The following is a 14,490-nucleotide window of genomic DNA, read 5'->3' on the forward strand; positions in this document are numbered from 1 at the left end:
GCCATATGCATCGCACACGCGCTGTTAGGTCCGCCCCAAGGCGTGCTCCAGCCCTGCCCCCGACTGGACCAACCTCTCGATCGATTTCAACTCTTCCACCCTGCTCACCATCGCCCGGTGCAGGCCGGATCCAAGACCAATGAAGGTATGCCGGCGGGAGCGCGGCCAGGCCTGCGGTTCCCGCCATTTCGCCAGGGTCGGCGGCGAAAACTCAGAACGGAATATCGTCGTCCGCGAAGTCGTCCATCGGCGCGGACTGCTGCGGCGCCGGCTGCTGCCGGCGCGGGGCATAGTCCTGCCCGCCACCACCGCCACCGCCCATGCCGGAACGCTCCTGGCGCGGCGGCGCCGAGCGCTGCGGACGGTCGCCACCGCCCATGCCGCCGCCGCCTTCACCGCGGCCGCCGAGCATCTGCATCTCGTCGGCGACGATATCGGTGGAGTACTTCTCCACGCCGTCCTGGCCGGTGTACTTGTCGTAGCGGATCGAGCCTTCGACGTAGACCGAGCTGCCCTTGCGCAGGTACTCGCCGGCGATTTCGCCCAGCTTTCCGAAGAACACCACGCGATGCCATTCGGTGCGTTCCTGCTGGTTGCCGTCGCGGTCCTTGCGCACGCTGGTGGTGGCCAGGCTGATCCGGGTGATGGCCATGCCGGCCTGGGTGTACTTGGTGTCGGGATCGTTGCCGAGGTTGCCGACGAGGATGACTTTGTTGATGCCGCGGGCCATGAGCTGCTTCCGTCTGGGGTCTCCGCGGCCGGGGGGGCACGCAGAGCGGTAAAGAAGATTCGGGGAGCAATCCTAACATCGCCGGGCTGGACCGGCCTGCGCCAGGCGCCCGCGGGCACCCCGGAAAACGCCGCATTGGCCTGTCGGAATCCTGCCGGCACATGGCCCGCCTGGCGCGGCTAACCCAGGCGCGGCAAGCCCTCCGGCCCCGGCGCGCGCCCACCGCGGGACGGATGTGGCCGCGCAGCCTATACTTTGCGCACGTTTCCAGTCCTGTCCGCATGAGCATCGCCGAATCCCTCAGCCCCGCCCTGGGCCTGCCCCAGATCCAGATGCTCGCCGCGCCGGACATGGCCGCGGTGGACGCCCTGATCCGCCGCCGCCTGGCGTCGGACGTCGTGCTGATCAACCAGATCGCCGACCACATCGTCTCCGCCGGCGGCAAGCGCCTGCGGCCGATGCTGGTGGTGCTGGCCGGCCGCGCCTGCGGCGCCGGTGGGCCGATGCAGCACCAGTTGGCGGCGATCATCGAATTCATCCATACCTCGACCCTGCTGCACGACGACGTGGTGGACGAATCGGACCTGCGCCGCGGCCGCAGCACCGCCAATGCGCTGTGGGGCAACGCGCCCAGCGTGCTGGTCGGCGACTTCCTGTACTCGCGCAGTTTCCAGTTGATGGTGGAGCTGGACAGCATGGCGGTGATGCGCCTGCTCGCCGACACCACCAACCGCATCGCCGAGGGCGAGGTACTGCAGCTGTTGCACGTGCACAACCCGGACACCGACGAGGCCGCCTACCTGCGCGTGATCGAGCGCAAGACCGCGGTGCTGTTCGCCGCCGGCACCCGCCTGGGCGCGCTGGCCTCCGGCGCCAGCGAGGCGGTGCAGGAGCGGCTGTACGACTACGGCATGCAGTTGGGCTATGCGTTCCAGATCGCCGACGACGTGCTCGACTACACCGCCGACGCCGCCGACCTGGGCAAGAACCTGGGCGACGACCTGGCCGAAGGCAAGGCCACGCTGCCGCTGATCCACGCGATGGCGCATGCCGACGAGGCCACCCGCGCACGCCTGCGCCAGATCGTCGAACAGGGCGAGGCCAGCGCGATGCCGGAGGTGCTGGCGGCGATCCAGGCCAGTGGCGGCATCGACTACAGCCGCCGCCGCGCGGCCGAATACGCCGCCGCCGCCGAGCGCGCCCTGGATGGCCTGCCGGAGAACGAGGCGGTGGCCGCGCTGCGTGGCTTGGCGCGCTACGCGGTCGAGCGCAAACACTGAGAGCCGCCCCGGACATGACCGCCTTTAACGCCGAGGACCGCGCCGTGCTGTTGGCGGTGAAAGGCGTCGGTCCCACCGTCGTTGCGCGCCTGGAACAATTGGGTGTGCATACGCTGCAGGCGCTAGCCGCCTGCGATGCGGTGCAACTCACCGAACAGGCTGCGGCGCTGCTCGGCTCTACCTGCTGGCGCAACAGCCCGCAAGCGCGCGCAGCGATGAATGGTGCTATCGCCGCGGCGCAGGCGCACGCGCTCAAGCGCTGCTCAGAGACGCCGTAAGGGTGCATTAGGCCCGCTTGGCCGCTATCCGGCGCGCTGCGCGCGCCGGACGGGGTTGGGAATCCGCGATTGGGGATTCGCAAACCGGATGGAATTGGGGAATCGGGATTCGTAAACGCGACTTGAATGACACCTGACGCGTTGCGGACTCCCCCGGCCAGGTCAGCGGCGCGCACGCTCTACGTCGGGTACGGCAGCGGAATTGGCAAAGCGCGGTCTACCGCTTCTACCAATCCCCAATCCCGCCAAGCGCGCAGCGCGCGGCACCTCCCTAATCCCGGCCGAACCGCTCCTCGAAGAAGTCCTCGAGCATCCGGTAGGCGCGCTTGGCCGCACGCGGGTTGTACTGGCAGCCCGGCGGGCTGTTGGCGTCGGCTTCGGCGAAGCAATGCACCGCGCCGCTGAAGTTGACGAACTGCCAGTCGGCGCCGGCGCGGTTCATCTCCTGCTCGAAGGCGACGATGTCGTCGCGGCTCACGCTCTTGTCGTCGGCGCCGTTGAGCACCAACACCGGTGCCTTGGCGCTGCCTGCGGCCGCCGGCGCCGCGGTGGCCAGGCCACCGTGCAGGCTGACCACGCCGGCCAGCGGCGCACCGGCGCGGACCAGTTCCAGCACCGTGGTGCCGCCGAAGCAGAAGCCGACCGCGCCGATCCGGGCCGGATCCAGCGGCGCCTTGCCGGCCTGCGCCTTCAACGCCGCCACCGCCGCCAACGCGCGTGCGCGCAGCGTGGCCGGGTCCTTCTTCAGCGCGCCGGCGAACTGCCCGGCCTCTGTATCGTTCGCCGGGCGCTTGCCCTTGCCGTAGACGTCGGCCACCAGCACCACGTAGTCGTCGCCGGCCAGGCGCTTGGCCTTTTCCACCGCGGAGTCGTTGACGCCGCGCCAGTTCGGCACCATCACCAGACCGGGGCGCGTGTCGTGTTCGGCATCGTCGTAGACCAGCGCGCCGCTGAAAGTGTCCTTGCCGACCTGCCACTCCACCGGCTTGGCCTGCATCGCCGCCCAGGCCTGCAGCGGCAGCGCCAAGGCCAGGCCGAGCACGCCGGCCCACCGCATCGTCGAACGTGTGCGCATCGCCCTTCTCCCATGGGAACCAGGCGGCAGTCTAGAGCGTGCCATGCACGTCGAGGTGAGGGCGACTGCGGCCGGCGATGGCTCTGGGACAAGGCGCACAGCGCCGTCGCGTGGCGGCCCGGCGGTCGCTTCCGCGCAGGTTCTTTCCGCAGCACGCATGCCAGGCCAGGGGCCACGCATCGCAACGTGCGGCACGCGCGGCGGCCAGCGCGACACCAGCGCAGCGCGTGCGCCGACGCCGCGCTGCGACTCAGGCGATGCCCAGCCCCGCAATGGCGCTGATCGCGTTCGGGTCGAACCCGGCCAACGCGGCGAAATGGCGGCCGCGCGCCACGTAGTCGCGGTACGCGCCGAAACTGGGCGCGCCGGGCGACAGCAGCACCACGCCACCCTGCTCGCCCAGTGCCGCGCGCGCCAGCGCCACCGCATCGGCCAGGTCGGCCGCGGCATGCAGGCCGAAGCCGGCGTCGGCGGCCAGCGGCGCCAGCAGCGCATGGATGCGCGGGCCGTTGGCGCCCAGGGTGACAATCTCCAGCGGCGCGCCGCCATCGCGCATGTGCCCGGCGAAGTCCTGCCAGTCCAGGCCGCGGTCGTGGCCGCCGACCAGCAGCGCGATACGCCGTCCGCGGAAGCACTCCAGCGCCGCGAGGCTGGCATGCGGGGTGGTGCTGATCGAGTCGTTCACATAGGTCACGCCGTCGCGCGTGCCCAGGGTCTGCAGCCGGTTCGGCAGCGGCCGGAAACGATCGGCCGACGGCGCCAGCGCCGCCGCGTCCAGCCCCAGCGCCTCGATCGCGGCCAGCACCGCGCACAGGTTGCCGCGGTTGTGCCGGCCCGGCAGCGGCGCCTGCGCGCTGTCGTACACCGCGGTGTCGCCGCGATAGACCACCTCGCCGCGCATGTGCCAGCCGTCCTCGCGGTTGAACCAGCGCACGTCGCTGTCGGGCAGTTGCAGGGCCGCCAGCTGCGGATCGGCGGCATTGAGCAGCGCGATGCGCGGCCGCGCATGGGTGACCAGCTCGAGCTTGTCGGCGATGTAGCGCGCCTGGCTGCCGTGCCAGTCCAGGTGCTCGGGAAACAGGTTCAGCACCAGCGCCAGCTGCGGTCGCGCGCCGCTGCGGGCGACATCGCCGGTCTGGTAGCTGGACAGTTCGATCGCCCAATACTGCGGCGCCGGCGTCGGCGCCAGCACTTCCAGCAGCGGCACGCCGATGTTGCCGACCAGGCCGGTGCGGTGGCCGCCTGCGCGCAGCAGGTGCGCCAGCAGCGCGGTGGTGGTGCTCTTGCCCTTGGTACCGGTGACGCAGACGCTGCCGGGCACCACCCCGTCGGCCCCGGCGTGTTCGGCGAACCACAGCGCGGTACCGCCGACGAAGCGCGTGCCGCGCGCGGCCGCGGCCTGCGCCTCGGGCCGATACGGACTGATCCCGGGCGACTTGATCACGACGTCGAACGCGGCCAGGCGCTCGGCGCTGGCCTCGGTCTCCACGCGCAGGTCGGGATCGTGCAGTGCGGCGATTTCCGCGGCCTCCTCGGCCGAGCAGAACACCGTCAGCGGCAGCGGCGCCGCCGATTCCCGATTCCCGATTCCCGATTCCCGCCCACGCACCGCCGCATACGCCGCACGGCCCTCGCGGCCCCACCCCCACAGCGCGACCCGACGCGCCTCAAGCTGCGAAATTCGCACGCACGCGTTCCCACAGGTCGGCCGGGATGCGGTGCTGCGCGTCCAGTTCCAGCAACGGCTCCACGCGCAGGTCGGCCGGGTCGAGCTGCGGCTGGATCTCGCGGATGAAGCGCGCCACCAGCGCGTCCTCCTTCCATTCCGCGCGCGCCGCCAACGCGGCCATCGCCGCGCGCGACTCGCGACCTTCGCCGACGCACTCGAACGGCTTGTGGTCCTGGAACTCCAGCAGCGCGTCGAAGCCGCCGGCCTGGCCGGCATCGTCGAGCAGGTTGCGGCCGAAGATCCGCACCAGCCGCGTCTTCGGCATGAACGGCGCCAGCGCCAGGAACACGAAATGGCATTTCGGGCAGACCCCGCACCAGCGGTGCGCCGGACGCTCGCCGAGGATGTGGAAATTGCGGTTGCAGCTGGAGAAATGCGCGTCGTAGTGGTCGGTCTTGGCGAACTGCCGCGCCACCGCCAGCTCCGACAGCGGGCGCAGCAGCGAGTAATAGTGCAGGTCCGCGGCCACGTAGCGCTGCACCTGGGCGCCGAACGCCTGCTCGAAGGCCCAGCCCTTGGACCACTGGTGGTTGACCTCGCCGGTGCCGGCGATCTGGCTGCCGTAGCTGGCCGAATGCTCGTTGGAGAACACCACCTGGCCGGCGTCGTGCAGCACCGCGGCGAACACCAGGATCGCCGAGTTCACCGCGGTCACCGGGATATGTCCGTTCCACGCGCCCTGCCGGTTCAGTTCGAACAGTTCCGGCGCCAGCGTGCGACCGATGTTCAAGGTCGGCAGGCCGGTGCGTTCGGCGCAGGCGCGGATCAGCTGCGAGCCGCCGATCCAGGTCACCGTCTGCGCCACGCCGGCCGCGCGCAGCGCTTCGATGCTGACCAGCGAATCCTTGCCGCCGCCGATCGCCACCAGCGCCTGCGCGCGCAGCCCCAGCGCCGCCGCGTCGGCCGCGCCGGCGTCCGCGGCCGGGAAACGGATGCGTCCGCGCAGGTCCAGGCCGTTACGGTAGGCGAATTCGCCCAGGCCATGCAGGTACACGCTGTCCAGCAGCGCGGCGGTCTCGGCATCGATGGCGTAGTCGTCGATGACGATGCGCGGCGGCACCGCCGCCTTGTAGTAGCTGACGCCGGCGATCAGGTGCAGCAGGCGCAGGGCGCGCTGCGCCGCCTGCGCGCGCGCCGGGTCGAGTGCGAACGGCGCGCCGGGCACGGTGATGGTCTCCACCAGCTCCGGGCCGTCGTCGAACGCATAGACCAGGCGCGCCACGCCGCTGTCGGCGTCGAAGCCGCAGCGCACGAAGCGGAAGGTGGCGATCTGCTGTTTGTCGAAAGCGGTCATGGACGTCCTGCAAGCACACGGGTGTGCCGCAGGTAGCGGCGGCACAGAAGAAATTCGAGCATCGAAAACGGCAAGGCGGCCCACAGCAGCGGCAGGCAGCCGAACACGAAGGCCATCAGCAACAGTTGCCAATGCTGTCCGGCTGGCACCGACGCGGCAGAGGCCAGGACGGCCACCAGCACATACAGCGCCAGCGCCGGCAGGTAGGCCAGCGCGGCCAGGAACGAGGTGCGCAGGGCCAGCGCGCCGGTGCTCGCCGCGGGCCCGCGGCGCTGCCAACGCACCGCCAGCCAGGCGCCGGCCGCAGCCGCGACCAGCGCCGGCAACGCCCACTTCAGGCTGTCGGTCCACGGCAGCGCCGTGCCGGACTGGTCCAGCGCGGTGGCCGCGGCCATCGCCACCGCACCGGCGGCGGCGCTGCCCGCGACGAACTCAGCCTGCGCGCCCATCGATCGCCTCCTCGCGGGGCAACTCGCGCTGGTTGTAGGTGCTGGCCATGCTGTAGCCGTAGGCGCCGGCGTCGGCGATCAGCATCACGTCGTCGGGCGCGGTGCCCGCCGGCAGGCGCCGGCGCTTGCCGAACACGTCGCTGGACTCGCAGATCGGCCCGACCACGTCGAACACGGTCTCGGCCGGCTGCTCCAATCGGCTCAGGTTCGCCACATCGTGCCAGGCGTCGTACAGCGCCGGGCGGATCAGCGCGTTCATGCCGGCGTCCAGCCCGACCCGGCGGATGCCGTCCTTCTCGATCACCTGGGTGGCGCGCGCCAGCAGCACGCCGCATTCGGCGACCAGGTAGCGGCCCGGTTCGATCGCCAGGCGGAACGCCGGATGCACCGCCTTGGCCTCGGCCAGGCCCTGCGCGAAGCTGTCCAGGTCGAACGGTTCGTCGTCGGCGCTGTACGGGATCGGCAGGCCGCCACCGATGTCGATGACCTCGACGCTGCCGATGCGCCGCGCGAAGCCGGCCAGTTCGTCGCACATGCGCCGCCAGTGCTGCACCGTCTCCACGCCGCTGCCCAGGTGCGCATGCAGGCCGACGATGCGGATGTCCAGCGCGCGCGCGGCCTCGACGAACTCGTCGACGCGGGTCGCCGACAGCCCGAACTTGGAGGCCTTGCCGCCGGTGTTGACCTTCTCGTGGTGGCCGTCGCCATGGCCCAGGTCGATGCGCAGCCACAGGCTGCGGCCGCGGAACAGCGCCGGCCAGCGCTGCAGCGCCTCGACGTTGTCCACGGTCACGGTCACGCCCAGCGCGAACGCGGCTTCGTATTCGGCGCGGGGCGCGAAGCTGGGGGTGAACAGCACGCGCCGCGGCGACAGTTCCGGCACGATCTCGAACACCCGGCGCAGCTCGCCGTGGGAGACGCACTCCAGGCCGAAGCCCTCCTCGACCAGGGTCTGCAGGATCGCCGGATGCGTGTTGGCCTTGATCGCGTAGTAGCGCTGGTCCACCGCGGCGATCGCCTTGAGCGCGCGCGCGCGTTCGCGCAGGGTCGGCAGGTGATACACGTAGCGCGGCGTGCCGGCCTCGGCCAGGCGCAGCAGATGCGCGCGCTCGCCCTGCCACCACGGCACCGGCCGCGGCCGCACGGTGCCCGCGATCTCGCGCCAGCGCGGGCCGAACACCTCGGTTTCCTCCACCGGCATCGCACCGCTGTCGATCAGTTCGGCATGCAGGATCGGCAGCAGCCCGTCGGCGTCGGTCTCGTCGATGACGAAGGTCAGGTTCAGGTCGTTGGACGACTGCGAGATCATGTGCACGCGCTCCTTGCCGAACGTGGCCCACACGTCCGAGAGCTTGTGCAGCAGCGAGCGCATGCCGCGCCCGACCAGGGTGATCGCCGCGCACGGCACGATGATCTTGACCCGGCAGATCTCCGCCAGGTCGGCCGACAGCGCCGCCAGCACGTCGGTGTTGACCAGGTTCTCGCTCGGGTCCAGCGACACGGTGACGTTGGTCTCGGCCGAGCCGATCAGGTCCACCGACAGCCCGTGCTTCTTGAACAACGCGAACACGTCGGCGAGGAAGCCGACCTGCTGCCACATGCCGATGCCTTCCATCGACACCAGCACGATGCCGTTGCGGCGGCTGATCGCCTTGACCCCGGGCACGGTGCGGGCGTTGCCGTCGATGCTGGTGCCCGGCAGGTCCGGGCGCTCGGTGTCCAGAATCGCCATCGGCACGCCGCCGTCGCGGCACGGCTTGATCGAGCGCGGGTGCAGCACCTTGGCACCGGTGGTGGCGATTTCCTGCGCTTCGTAGTAGTCCAGGCGGGTCAGCAGGCGCGCATCCGGCACCTCGCGCGGATTGGCGCTGAACATGCCCGGCACGTCGGTCCAGATCTCCACCCGGCTGGCGCCGAGCAGCGCGCCGAAATACGCCGCCGAGGTATCCGAGCCGCCGCGGCCGAGGATCGCGGTGCCGCCGTCCCCATGCCGGGCGATGAAGCCCTGGGTGATCAGCATGCGCGTGGGCTGGGCGACGAAGCGCGCGCGCCACTGCGGATCGGACTGCCACTGGCAGGACACCGACAGGCGCCGCGACCAGGCGCTCTGGTTCGGCTGCGGCGGCAGCGCGTCAAGCCACTGCCGCGCATCCATCCAGCCCATGTCCAGGCCGTTGGCGCGCAGATAGGCCGCGCCCAGGGTCGAGGACAGCAGTTCGCCCTGCCCCAGCACCTCGGCCTGCCAGTCCAGCGTGCGCTCGGCCGCGCGCGGATCGGCGAGCAGGCCACGCAACGCCGCCAGGCGTTCGCCCAACACCGCCTCAGCATCGAGGTCCAGTTCGGCCAGGAAGTCGCGGTGGCGCTGTTCCAGCACGGCCACGCGTTGCGCGCTGTCGGCGCTGCCGTCGGCGATCGCGGTCAGTTCGTTGGTGACCCCGGACAACGCCGAAACCACCACCAGCACCCGCGCGCCGGTTTCCTCCGCGCGTTTTTTCGCCAGCGTCCCAATCGTGTCCCAGCGATGACGACGCGACACCGAAGTGCCGCCGAACTTGAGGACGATCCAACGATCGGCAGGAGAGGAAGCTGGCATGGAGTGGGGGTGTCTAGGATGTGGGGAAAAGGCCGGCATGCGCAGGCGCAACCCCCGATTCTACTGCCAACGGAGCGCCGATGAGCGCGCACGACTCCCCGCAGCTGGACGTCTTTTCCGCCGGCCCGGGACTGGACCATCGGCTGGGCGTGGTGCCTGACCGGACGGGGAGCAGGCGTGGATCGGCGGCCTGGTGCAAGTGGTGATCGCTGACAAGATCGCTTGCTAAGCTCCGGCCTCCCCCACCGCAGTCCGGAGTTCCCCCATGGCCGCACGCCGCTTCTTCCAGGTCGATGTCTTCTCCGCCCGCGCCGGCAACGGCAATCCCTTGGCCGTGGTGCTCGATGCCGATGGCTTGGACGACGCCACGATGCAGGCCATCGCGCGCTGGACGCGCCTGCCGGAAACCACCTTCGTGTTCGCGCCGACGCGGCCGGACGCCAGCTACGGCCTGCGCATGTTCAGCCCGCAGAAGGAGGTGCCGTTCGCCGGCCATCCCAGCGTCGGCACCGCGCACGTCGTGCTGGAAGCGGGCATCGCCACGCCGCGCGACGGCGTGCTGACCCAGGACGGCATCGCCGGCTTGCTGCCGTTGCGGGTCGACGTGGATGCCGGGGTACGCAGCATCGCCATCCGCACCCCGCGCGCGCAGGTGGCGGAGATCGCCGATGCCGCCGATCCGCGCCTGCAGGCGGCGCTGCGCGGCTGGTCGCTGGGCGCGCTGCCGCCGGTGCGCATGGACGGCGGCCGCTGCTGGTGGTTGGTGGAAGTGGCCGACGAAGCGGCATTGCGCGCGCTGGCGCCGGACTGGGACGCGATCGCCGCCCTGGCCGAAAGCACCGCCAGCATGGGCGTATTCGCCTACGCGCGTGCCAGCGGCCAAGCCTATGCACTGGCCGTGCGCGCCTTCGTCGGCAACGGCCGGCGCTTCGAGGACGCCGCCTCCGGCGCGGCCAATGCGGTGCTGGCGGCGTGGCTGGATCACAGCGCCGCCCTGCCCGGCCACGGCGGCCGCTACGTCGCCAGCCAGGGCCGCGAAGTCGGCCACGATGCGCTGCTGACGCTGTGCGTGGACGAGGCCGGCGAGGTGTGGTCGGGCGGTCAGGTACAGACGGTGATCGAAGGCCGCATCGACTGGCCGTGATCGCCAGCGGCCGCCGCCCTGCCCCGCAGGCGCGGCCGGCCGCGCAAAACAAAGGGCGCCTCGCAACGAGGCGCCCTGCAGGTCAATCGGGCAACAGGTCAGTCGGGCAGCACGTCGACGCGGACGCGGATGCGGTCGCCCGGAGGCGAGGCGGTGCGGGTGTGGTAGTAGCGGCCGCCGTATTCGTAGGTCACGTCGTAGCCGTCGACGCGGTCGTAGCGCTCGGTCCGGTAGGACACCGGGTCGCATTCGCGGACTACGCCACCGCCGTAGCCACCGCCGTAGGCGCGGGTGTTGGTGTCGTAGATCGAGCGGCCGGCCAGGCTGCCGAGCATGGTGCCGACCGCGGTGCCGACGAAGCGGCCATCGCCGCCGCCCACGCGGCTGCCCAGCACGGCGCCGGCGATGCCGCCGACCACCGACGAGACGGTGCGGCCGCCGTCGGTGCCACGGTAGCCGTAGTCGCTGGCGTAGCTGCCGGAGGCCGGACGGTCGTAGCAGCGCTCGGTGGTCTCGCGCGGGCCGTTGACCTGCACCAGGATCGGATCGGCGCGCACCACGCGCGCATAGTCGTAGGTGCCGGTCGCGTAGCCGCGGTCGCGGTAGTCGTCGTAGCGGGTGTAACCGTAATCCTGCGCGGCGGCGGAGCCGATGACACCGACAGCGAGCGCAGCGGTCAACAGACGGGTCGAGAGCTTGTTCATGGCGATGGTTCCAGGCGCGTGGATCGCGCGACTGCATGCTCGATCCGAGGCGGTGAAACCAGACTGAATTGGGACCGCTGCGGCGCACGCGTTTAGCGTTGCGACAGCTACGCGCCGACCTTGGCGCCGATGCCGGAAGAGCGATGCCGGAAGAGAAACCACACCGCAAAGACGCTGCGTGGCAGGCGGGCGGTGGGCGGTGCCGCAGGCGCGGCGCAGGCGATCGCGGCCCGGCGTGCTGCCGGGCCGCGCCGGGACTCAGCCCAGTTCCGCTTCCAGGCTGATCGGCACCGCGCTCAGCGCCTTGGACACCGGGCAGTTCTGCTTGGCGTCGTCGGCCAGTTCGCGGAAGCGCGCGGCATCGATGTTCGGCACCACGGCCTTGACCTTCAGGCGGATCTGCGACAGCTGCGGACCGCCCTCCATCGACAGATCGACGTCGGCGCGGGTATCCAGCGCGGTCGGTGGGAAGCCGGCTTCCGTCAGCTTGGCCGACAGCGCCATGGTGAAGCAGCCGGCGTGCGCGGCGGCGATCAGTTCCTCGGGATTGGTGCCCTTCTCGTCGCCGAAGCGGCTGCTGAACGCATAGCGGGTGTTCTGCAGCAGACCGCTCTGCGGCGTGTTCAAACGGCCCTGGCCGGTCTTGAGATCGCCTTCCCAATGCGCGGTGGCGTGACGCGAAATGCCCATGCGAGGCTCCTGTCGGTGAGTGGAGGGCGGACCATAGGCCAGGCCGCGTGACGCAGACGTGCTCCCGCGCGACGATCGCGCTCGCCGCGCGCACAGCGGCAAATGCCCCGCACCGCCGCGCGGATGTGCCGGTGGCGGTGCCGGCCAACGGCGAAAAAGTCCACGCTCGCGGCGGTTATTCGCGTTTTTTTACTTCCGGCCTATTGGCGCGGCGTAGCACATGCCCTACATTTCGCCATGCCGACGGGGTCGGCGCGACCCAACACCACCAAATACGGAATCAGGACATCATGGCAAAGACCGCGAAAAAGGCTGCCCCGAAGAAGGCAGTGAAGAAAACAGCGACCAAGGCCGCCGCCAAGCCGGCCGCCCCCAAGCCGATCAAGGACGTGCTGAGCAAGTCCGCGCTCGTGGCGCACATCGCCGAGACCAGCGGCGTGATCGCCAAGGACGTGCGCGCCGTGATGGCCTCGCTGGAGCACGCCGTGGCCGGTTCGGTCAGCAAGAAGGGCGCTGGCTCGTTCACCCTGCCGGGCCTGCTGAAGATCACCGCCGTCAGCGTGCCGGCCAAGCCGAAGCGCAAGGGCATCAACCCGTTCACCAAGGAAGAGCAGTGGTTCGCCGCCAAGCCGGCCACCACCAAGCTCAAGGTGCGCCCGCTGAAGAAGCTCAAGGACGCCGCGCTCTGAGCAGCGTCGCCTGATCCAGGCAAGCACACCGACGAGACGGCCCCGGCCGTCTCGTTTTTTTTTGCGCGGCCCGCGCGGGCGGATTGACGGGCCGCTAAGGCCGCGGCGGCTATACCGGTGGTTCACTTCGACAGGACCGCGTGCATGAAACTCCAGGGCTTCCTCGACCAACTGCTGCAATCGGCGCAAGGTGCCGCCGGCCAGGCCATGGGCAAGACCGGCGGCACCGCTCCCGCCGCACCGGCGCAACCGGGCGCCGGCGGCCTGGGCGGCCTGCTCAACGCCGACTTCGGCAAGGGAGCTCTCAGCGGCGGCGCGCTGGGCCTGCTGCTCGGCAAGCACCGCACCACGCGCAAGCTGGCCACCTACGGCGGCCTGGCCGCGCTGGGGCTGATGGCCTATCGCGCCTACGGCGACTACCGGCGCCAGCAGATCGGCCCCGCCGCACCCGAGCCGCAGACGCTGGACCGGCTGCCGCCGCTGGAAGTGGAACAGCACAGCCAGGCGGTGCTGCGCGCGCTGGTCGCCGCGGCCAAGGCGGACGGCCACCTGGACGAACGCGAACGCAGCCTGATCGAAGGCGAGTTCGCCCGCCTCCACGGCAACGACGCCGACGTGCAGCAGTGGCTGCATGCCGAACTGGAGAAGCCGCTGGATCCGGCCGAAGTGGCGCGCGCGTCGACCACCCCGGAGATGGCCGCGGAAATGTATCTGGCCAGCCTGCTCGCTGCCGACGAGCAGGGCTTCATGGAGCGCAGCTACCTGGACGAACTGGCACGGCAGCTCGGCATCGACGACGCCCTGAAGCAGCGCCTGCAGGAACAGGCGGCCGCCCTGCACGCGGACTGAGCGCATGGCCGCGACGCCCGCGCCTTCGCCAGCGCAGCGTCTGCGCCGCGGGCTGCTGCGCGTGGCGCTGCTGGCGGGGCTGGCGGTGGCCGCCGCCTGGGCGTGGCGGCATCCGTGGGCGCACCGCCTGCGGATCGGCTGGGAGCTGGCGCGGCAACCGGCGCCGACCGCGCTTCACATGCCGGTCGAGGGCGTGGATCCGCGGCGCGTCGCCGCCACCTTCGGCGCGCCGCGCGGGCGCGACCGCCAGCACGCCGGCGTGGACATCTTCGCCAGCCGCGGCACGCCGGTGGTGTCGGCGACGCGCGGCATCGTCGTCGCCATCGCCGAGCGCGGCCTGGGCGGCCGCCAGGTCTGGGTACTGGGCCCGGCCCGGCAGCGGCATTACTACGCGCACCTGGAGACATGGGCGCCGGGGCTGCTGGTCGGCGACCTGGTGGAGCCCGGCGACCCGCTCGGCGCGGTAGGCGACAGCGGCAACGCGCGTGGCACGCCGCCGCACCTGCATTACGGCGTCTATGCCGAAGGCGGCGCCTACGACCCATTGCCGCTGCTGCGCGCGGCACGCTGAACGGAAGCACTGGAACAGAGCGTCGCGGGCAGTAGGCTCGTGGTGGCGGCCGGCCGCGCCTATCTTGGAGGCACACTTCGCGTGCGCCACTGCCATGACCGCCTCCCAACGTTACCGCGTCACCGTCACCCCGATCCAGGACGACGGCCTGCCCTGCCAGGGCCGCTGCACCATCGAGCTGGAGGCACGCTGCCGGCAGGACTGGATGCGCCTGCTCGAGGCGGCGCAGCGCCAGCCGGGCCTGCGCGGCGACGAGCGTGCCGCGCTGATCGTCGGCACGCAGTTGCTGCGCAGCCTGGGCGAGCGCAGCGACAGCGAGGCGCGCGCGCTGCTGGCGCCGCTGCAGCCGGCGCTGGACGCGCTGCTGGCGCGGCTGGCGCCTGCGCCTGCCGCGTAAGCAGCGCGGCGCCAGCGC

15 protein-coding genes are annotated in these 14,490 nt (G+C 71.1%); 7 read left to right on the plus strand and 8 right to left on the minus strand.

Features of this window, described 5'->3' with window-relative positions:
- Positions 1 to 211: 211 nt before the first annotated feature.
- Positions 212 to 730, minus strand: coding sequence for a single-stranded DNA-binding protein (locus AC1PME_RS13220; RefSeq protein ID WP_481096107.1), 519 nt, complete (start codon positions 728 to 730; stop codon positions 212 to 214).
- Between the two features lie 281 nt (positions 731 to 1,011).
- On the opposite strand from AC1PME_RS13220, the gene AC1PME_RS13225 reads away from it, so the two are divergent.
- Entirely contained in the window at positions 1,012 to 2,010 is a 999-nt protein-coding gene (locus AC1PME_RS13225) for a polyprenyl synthetase family protein (RefSeq protein ID WP_481096108.1), read from the plus strand.
- Positions 2,011 to 2,024: 14 nt separating this feature from the next.
- Positions 2,025 to 2,288, plus strand: coding sequence for a helix-hairpin-helix domain-containing protein (locus tag AC1PME_RS13230; protein WP_481096109.1), 264 nt, complete (start codon positions 2,025 to 2,027; stop codon positions 2,286 to 2,288).
- A gap of 271 nt (positions 2,289 to 2,559) precedes the next feature.
- Here the strand turns inward: AC1PME_RS13230 and AC1PME_RS13235 are convergent, their stop codons facing one another.
- The 5 genes from AC1PME_RS13235 to AC1PME_RS13255 all read right to left on the minus strand — a co-directional run bounded on the left by AC1PME_RS13235 (position 2,560) and on the right by AC1PME_RS13255 (position 9,428).
- Positions 2,560 to 3,345 carry a dienelactone hydrolase family protein gene (locus AC1PME_RS13235; protein ID WP_481098117.1) on the minus strand — a complete coding sequence of 262 codons (786 nt, stop codon included), beginning with the start codon at positions 3,343 to 3,345 and terminating at the stop codon, positions 2,560 to 2,562.
- A gap of 268 nt (positions 3,346 to 3,613) precedes the next feature.
- Positions 3,614 to 5,050 (minus strand): UDP-N-acetylmuramoyl-L-alanine--D-glutamate ligase, encoded by a 1,437-nt coding sequence (gene murD / locus AC1PME_RS13240; RefSeq protein ID WP_481096110.1) that lies wholly within the window; start codon positions 5,048 to 5,050, stop codon positions 3,614 to 3,616.
- Positions 5,031 to 6,386: a UDP-N-acetyl-alpha-D-muramoyl-L-alanyl-L-glutamate epimerase gene (gene murL, locus AC1PME_RS13245; RefSeq protein ID WP_481096111.1), complete on the minus strand. Its 1,356-nt coding sequence runs from the start codon at positions 6,384 to 6,386 to the stop codon at positions 5,031 to 5,033. The genes murD and murL overlap by 20 nt, the downstream gene beginning before the upstream one ends.
- Positions 6,383 to 6,835, minus strand: coding sequence for a hypothetical protein (locus tag AC1PME_RS13250; protein ID WP_481096112.1), 453 nt, complete (start codon positions 6,833 to 6,835; stop codon positions 6,383 to 6,385). Before AC1PME_RS13250 ends, murL begins: the two co-directional genes overlap by 4 nt.
- Entirely contained in the window at positions 6,819 to 9,428 is a 2,610-nt protein-coding gene (locus tag AC1PME_RS13255; protein ID WP_481096113.1) for a bifunctional aspartate kinase/diaminopimelate decarboxylase, read from the minus strand. The genes AC1PME_RS13250 and AC1PME_RS13255 overlap by 17 nt, the downstream gene beginning before the upstream one ends.
- A gap of 265 nt (positions 9,429 to 9,693) precedes the next feature.
- Between AC1PME_RS13255 and AC1PME_RS13260 the strand changes: the two genes are divergently transcribed.
- On the plus strand, positions 9,694 to 10,572 hold the full coding sequence (locus AC1PME_RS13260; protein ID WP_481096114.1) for a PhzF family phenazine biosynthesis protein: 879 nt from the start codon (positions 9,694 to 9,696) through the stop codon (positions 10,570 to 10,572).
- Between the two features lie 98 nt (positions 10,573 to 10,670).
- Here the strand turns inward: AC1PME_RS13260 and AC1PME_RS13265 are convergent, their stop codons facing one another.
- Positions 10,671 to 11,276: a glycine zipper 2TM domain-containing protein gene (locus AC1PME_RS13265; protein WP_481096115.1), complete on the minus strand. Its 606-nt coding sequence runs from the start codon at positions 11,274 to 11,276 to the stop codon at positions 10,671 to 10,673.
- Positions 11,277 to 11,534: 258 nt separating this feature from the next.
- Positions 11,535 to 11,966, minus strand: coding sequence for an OsmC family protein (locus AC1PME_RS13270; RefSeq protein ID WP_481096116.1), 432 nt, complete (start codon positions 11,964 to 11,966; stop codon positions 11,535 to 11,537).
- Between the two features lie 290 nt (positions 11,967 to 12,256).
- On the opposite strand from AC1PME_RS13270, the gene AC1PME_RS13275 reads away from it, so the two are divergent.
- The 4 genes from AC1PME_RS13275 (at position 12,257) to AC1PME_RS13290 (ending at position 14,472) form a co-directional block, all read left to right on the plus strand.
- Positions 12,257 to 12,655 (plus strand): HU family DNA-binding protein, encoded by a 399-nt coding sequence (locus AC1PME_RS13275; RefSeq protein WP_254458465.1) that lies wholly within the window; start codon positions 12,257 to 12,259, stop codon positions 12,653 to 12,655.
- 144 nt (positions 12,656 to 12,799) lie between these two features.
- Positions 12,800 to 13,504: a tellurite resistance TerB family protein gene (locus AC1PME_RS13280; protein WP_254458466.1), complete on the plus strand. Its 705-nt coding sequence runs from the start codon at positions 12,800 to 12,802 to the stop codon at positions 13,502 to 13,504.
- Positions 13,505 to 13,508: 4 nt separating this feature from the next.
- Complete coding sequence (locus AC1PME_RS13285) at positions 13,509 to 14,075, plus strand: M23 family metallopeptidase (RefSeq protein ID WP_481096117.1); 567 nt, start codon at positions 13,509 to 13,511, stop codon at positions 14,073 to 14,075.
- A 94-nt stretch (positions 14,076 to 14,169) separates the two neighbouring features.
- Positions 14,170 to 14,472 (plus strand): DUF3861 family protein, encoded by a 303-nt coding sequence (locus tag AC1PME_RS13290; RefSeq protein WP_254458468.1) that lies wholly within the window; start codon positions 14,170 to 14,172, stop codon positions 14,470 to 14,472.
- Positions 14,473 to 14,490 lie beyond the last annotated feature (18 nt).

It is taken from the genome of Xanthomonas sp. NCPPB 901 (assembly GCF_056725085.1).

Bases quoted from the DNA above. Each gene is read 5' to 3' on its own strand.
- AC1PME_RS13220 (WP_481096107.1), bottom strand. From the start codon at position 730: ATGGCCCGCGGCATCAACAAAGTCATCCTCGTCGGCAACCTCGGCAAC.
- AC1PME_RS13225 (WP_481096108.1), top strand. From the start codon at position 1,012: ATGAGCATCGCCGAATCCCTCAGCCCCGCCCTGGGCCTGCCCCAGATC.
- AC1PME_RS13230 (WP_481096109.1), top strand. From the start codon at position 2,025: ATGACCGCCTTTAACGCCGAGGACCGCGCCGTGCTGTTGGCGGTGAAA.
- AC1PME_RS13235 (WP_481098117.1), bottom strand. From the start codon at position 3,345: ATGCGGTGGGCCGGCGTGCTCGGCCTGGCCTTGGCGCTGCCGCTGCAG.
- murL (WP_481096111.1), bottom strand. From the start codon at position 6,386: ATGACCGCTTTCGACAAACAGCAGATCGCCACCTTCCGCTTCGTGCGC.
- AC1PME_RS13250 (WP_481096112.1), bottom strand. From the start codon at position 6,835: ATGGGCGCGCAGGCTGAGTTCGTCGCGGGCAGCGCCGCCGCCGGTGCG.
- AC1PME_RS13255 (WP_481096113.1), bottom strand. From the start codon at position 9,428: ATGCCAGCTTCCTCTCCTGCCGATCGTTGGATCGTCCTCAAGTTCGGC.
- AC1PME_RS13260 (WP_481096114.1), top strand. From the start codon at position 9,694: ATGGCCGCACGCCGCTTCTTCCAGGTCGATGTCTTCTCCGCCCGCGCC.
- AC1PME_RS13265 (WP_481096115.1), bottom strand. From the start codon at position 11,276: ATGAACAAGCTCTCGACCCGTCTGTTGACCGCTGCGCTCGCTGTCGGT.
- AC1PME_RS13270 (WP_481096116.1), bottom strand. From the start codon at position 11,966: ATGGGCATTTCGCGTCACGCCACCGCGCATTGGGAAGGCGATCTCAAG.
- AC1PME_RS13275 (WP_254458465.1), top strand. From the start codon at position 12,257: ATGGCAAAGACCGCGAAAAAGGCTGCCCCGAAGAAGGCAGTGAAGAAA.
- AC1PME_RS13280 (WP_254458466.1), top strand. From the start codon at position 12,800: ATGAAACTCCAGGGCTTCCTCGACCAACTGCTGCAATCGGCGCAAGGT.
- AC1PME_RS13285 (WP_481096117.1), top strand. From the start codon at position 13,509: ATGGCCGCGACGCCCGCGCCTTCGCCAGCGCAGCGTCTGCGCCGCGGG.
- AC1PME_RS13290 (WP_254458468.1), top strand. From the start codon at position 14,170: ATGACCGCCTCCCAACGTTACCGCGTCACCGTCACCCCGATCCAGGAC.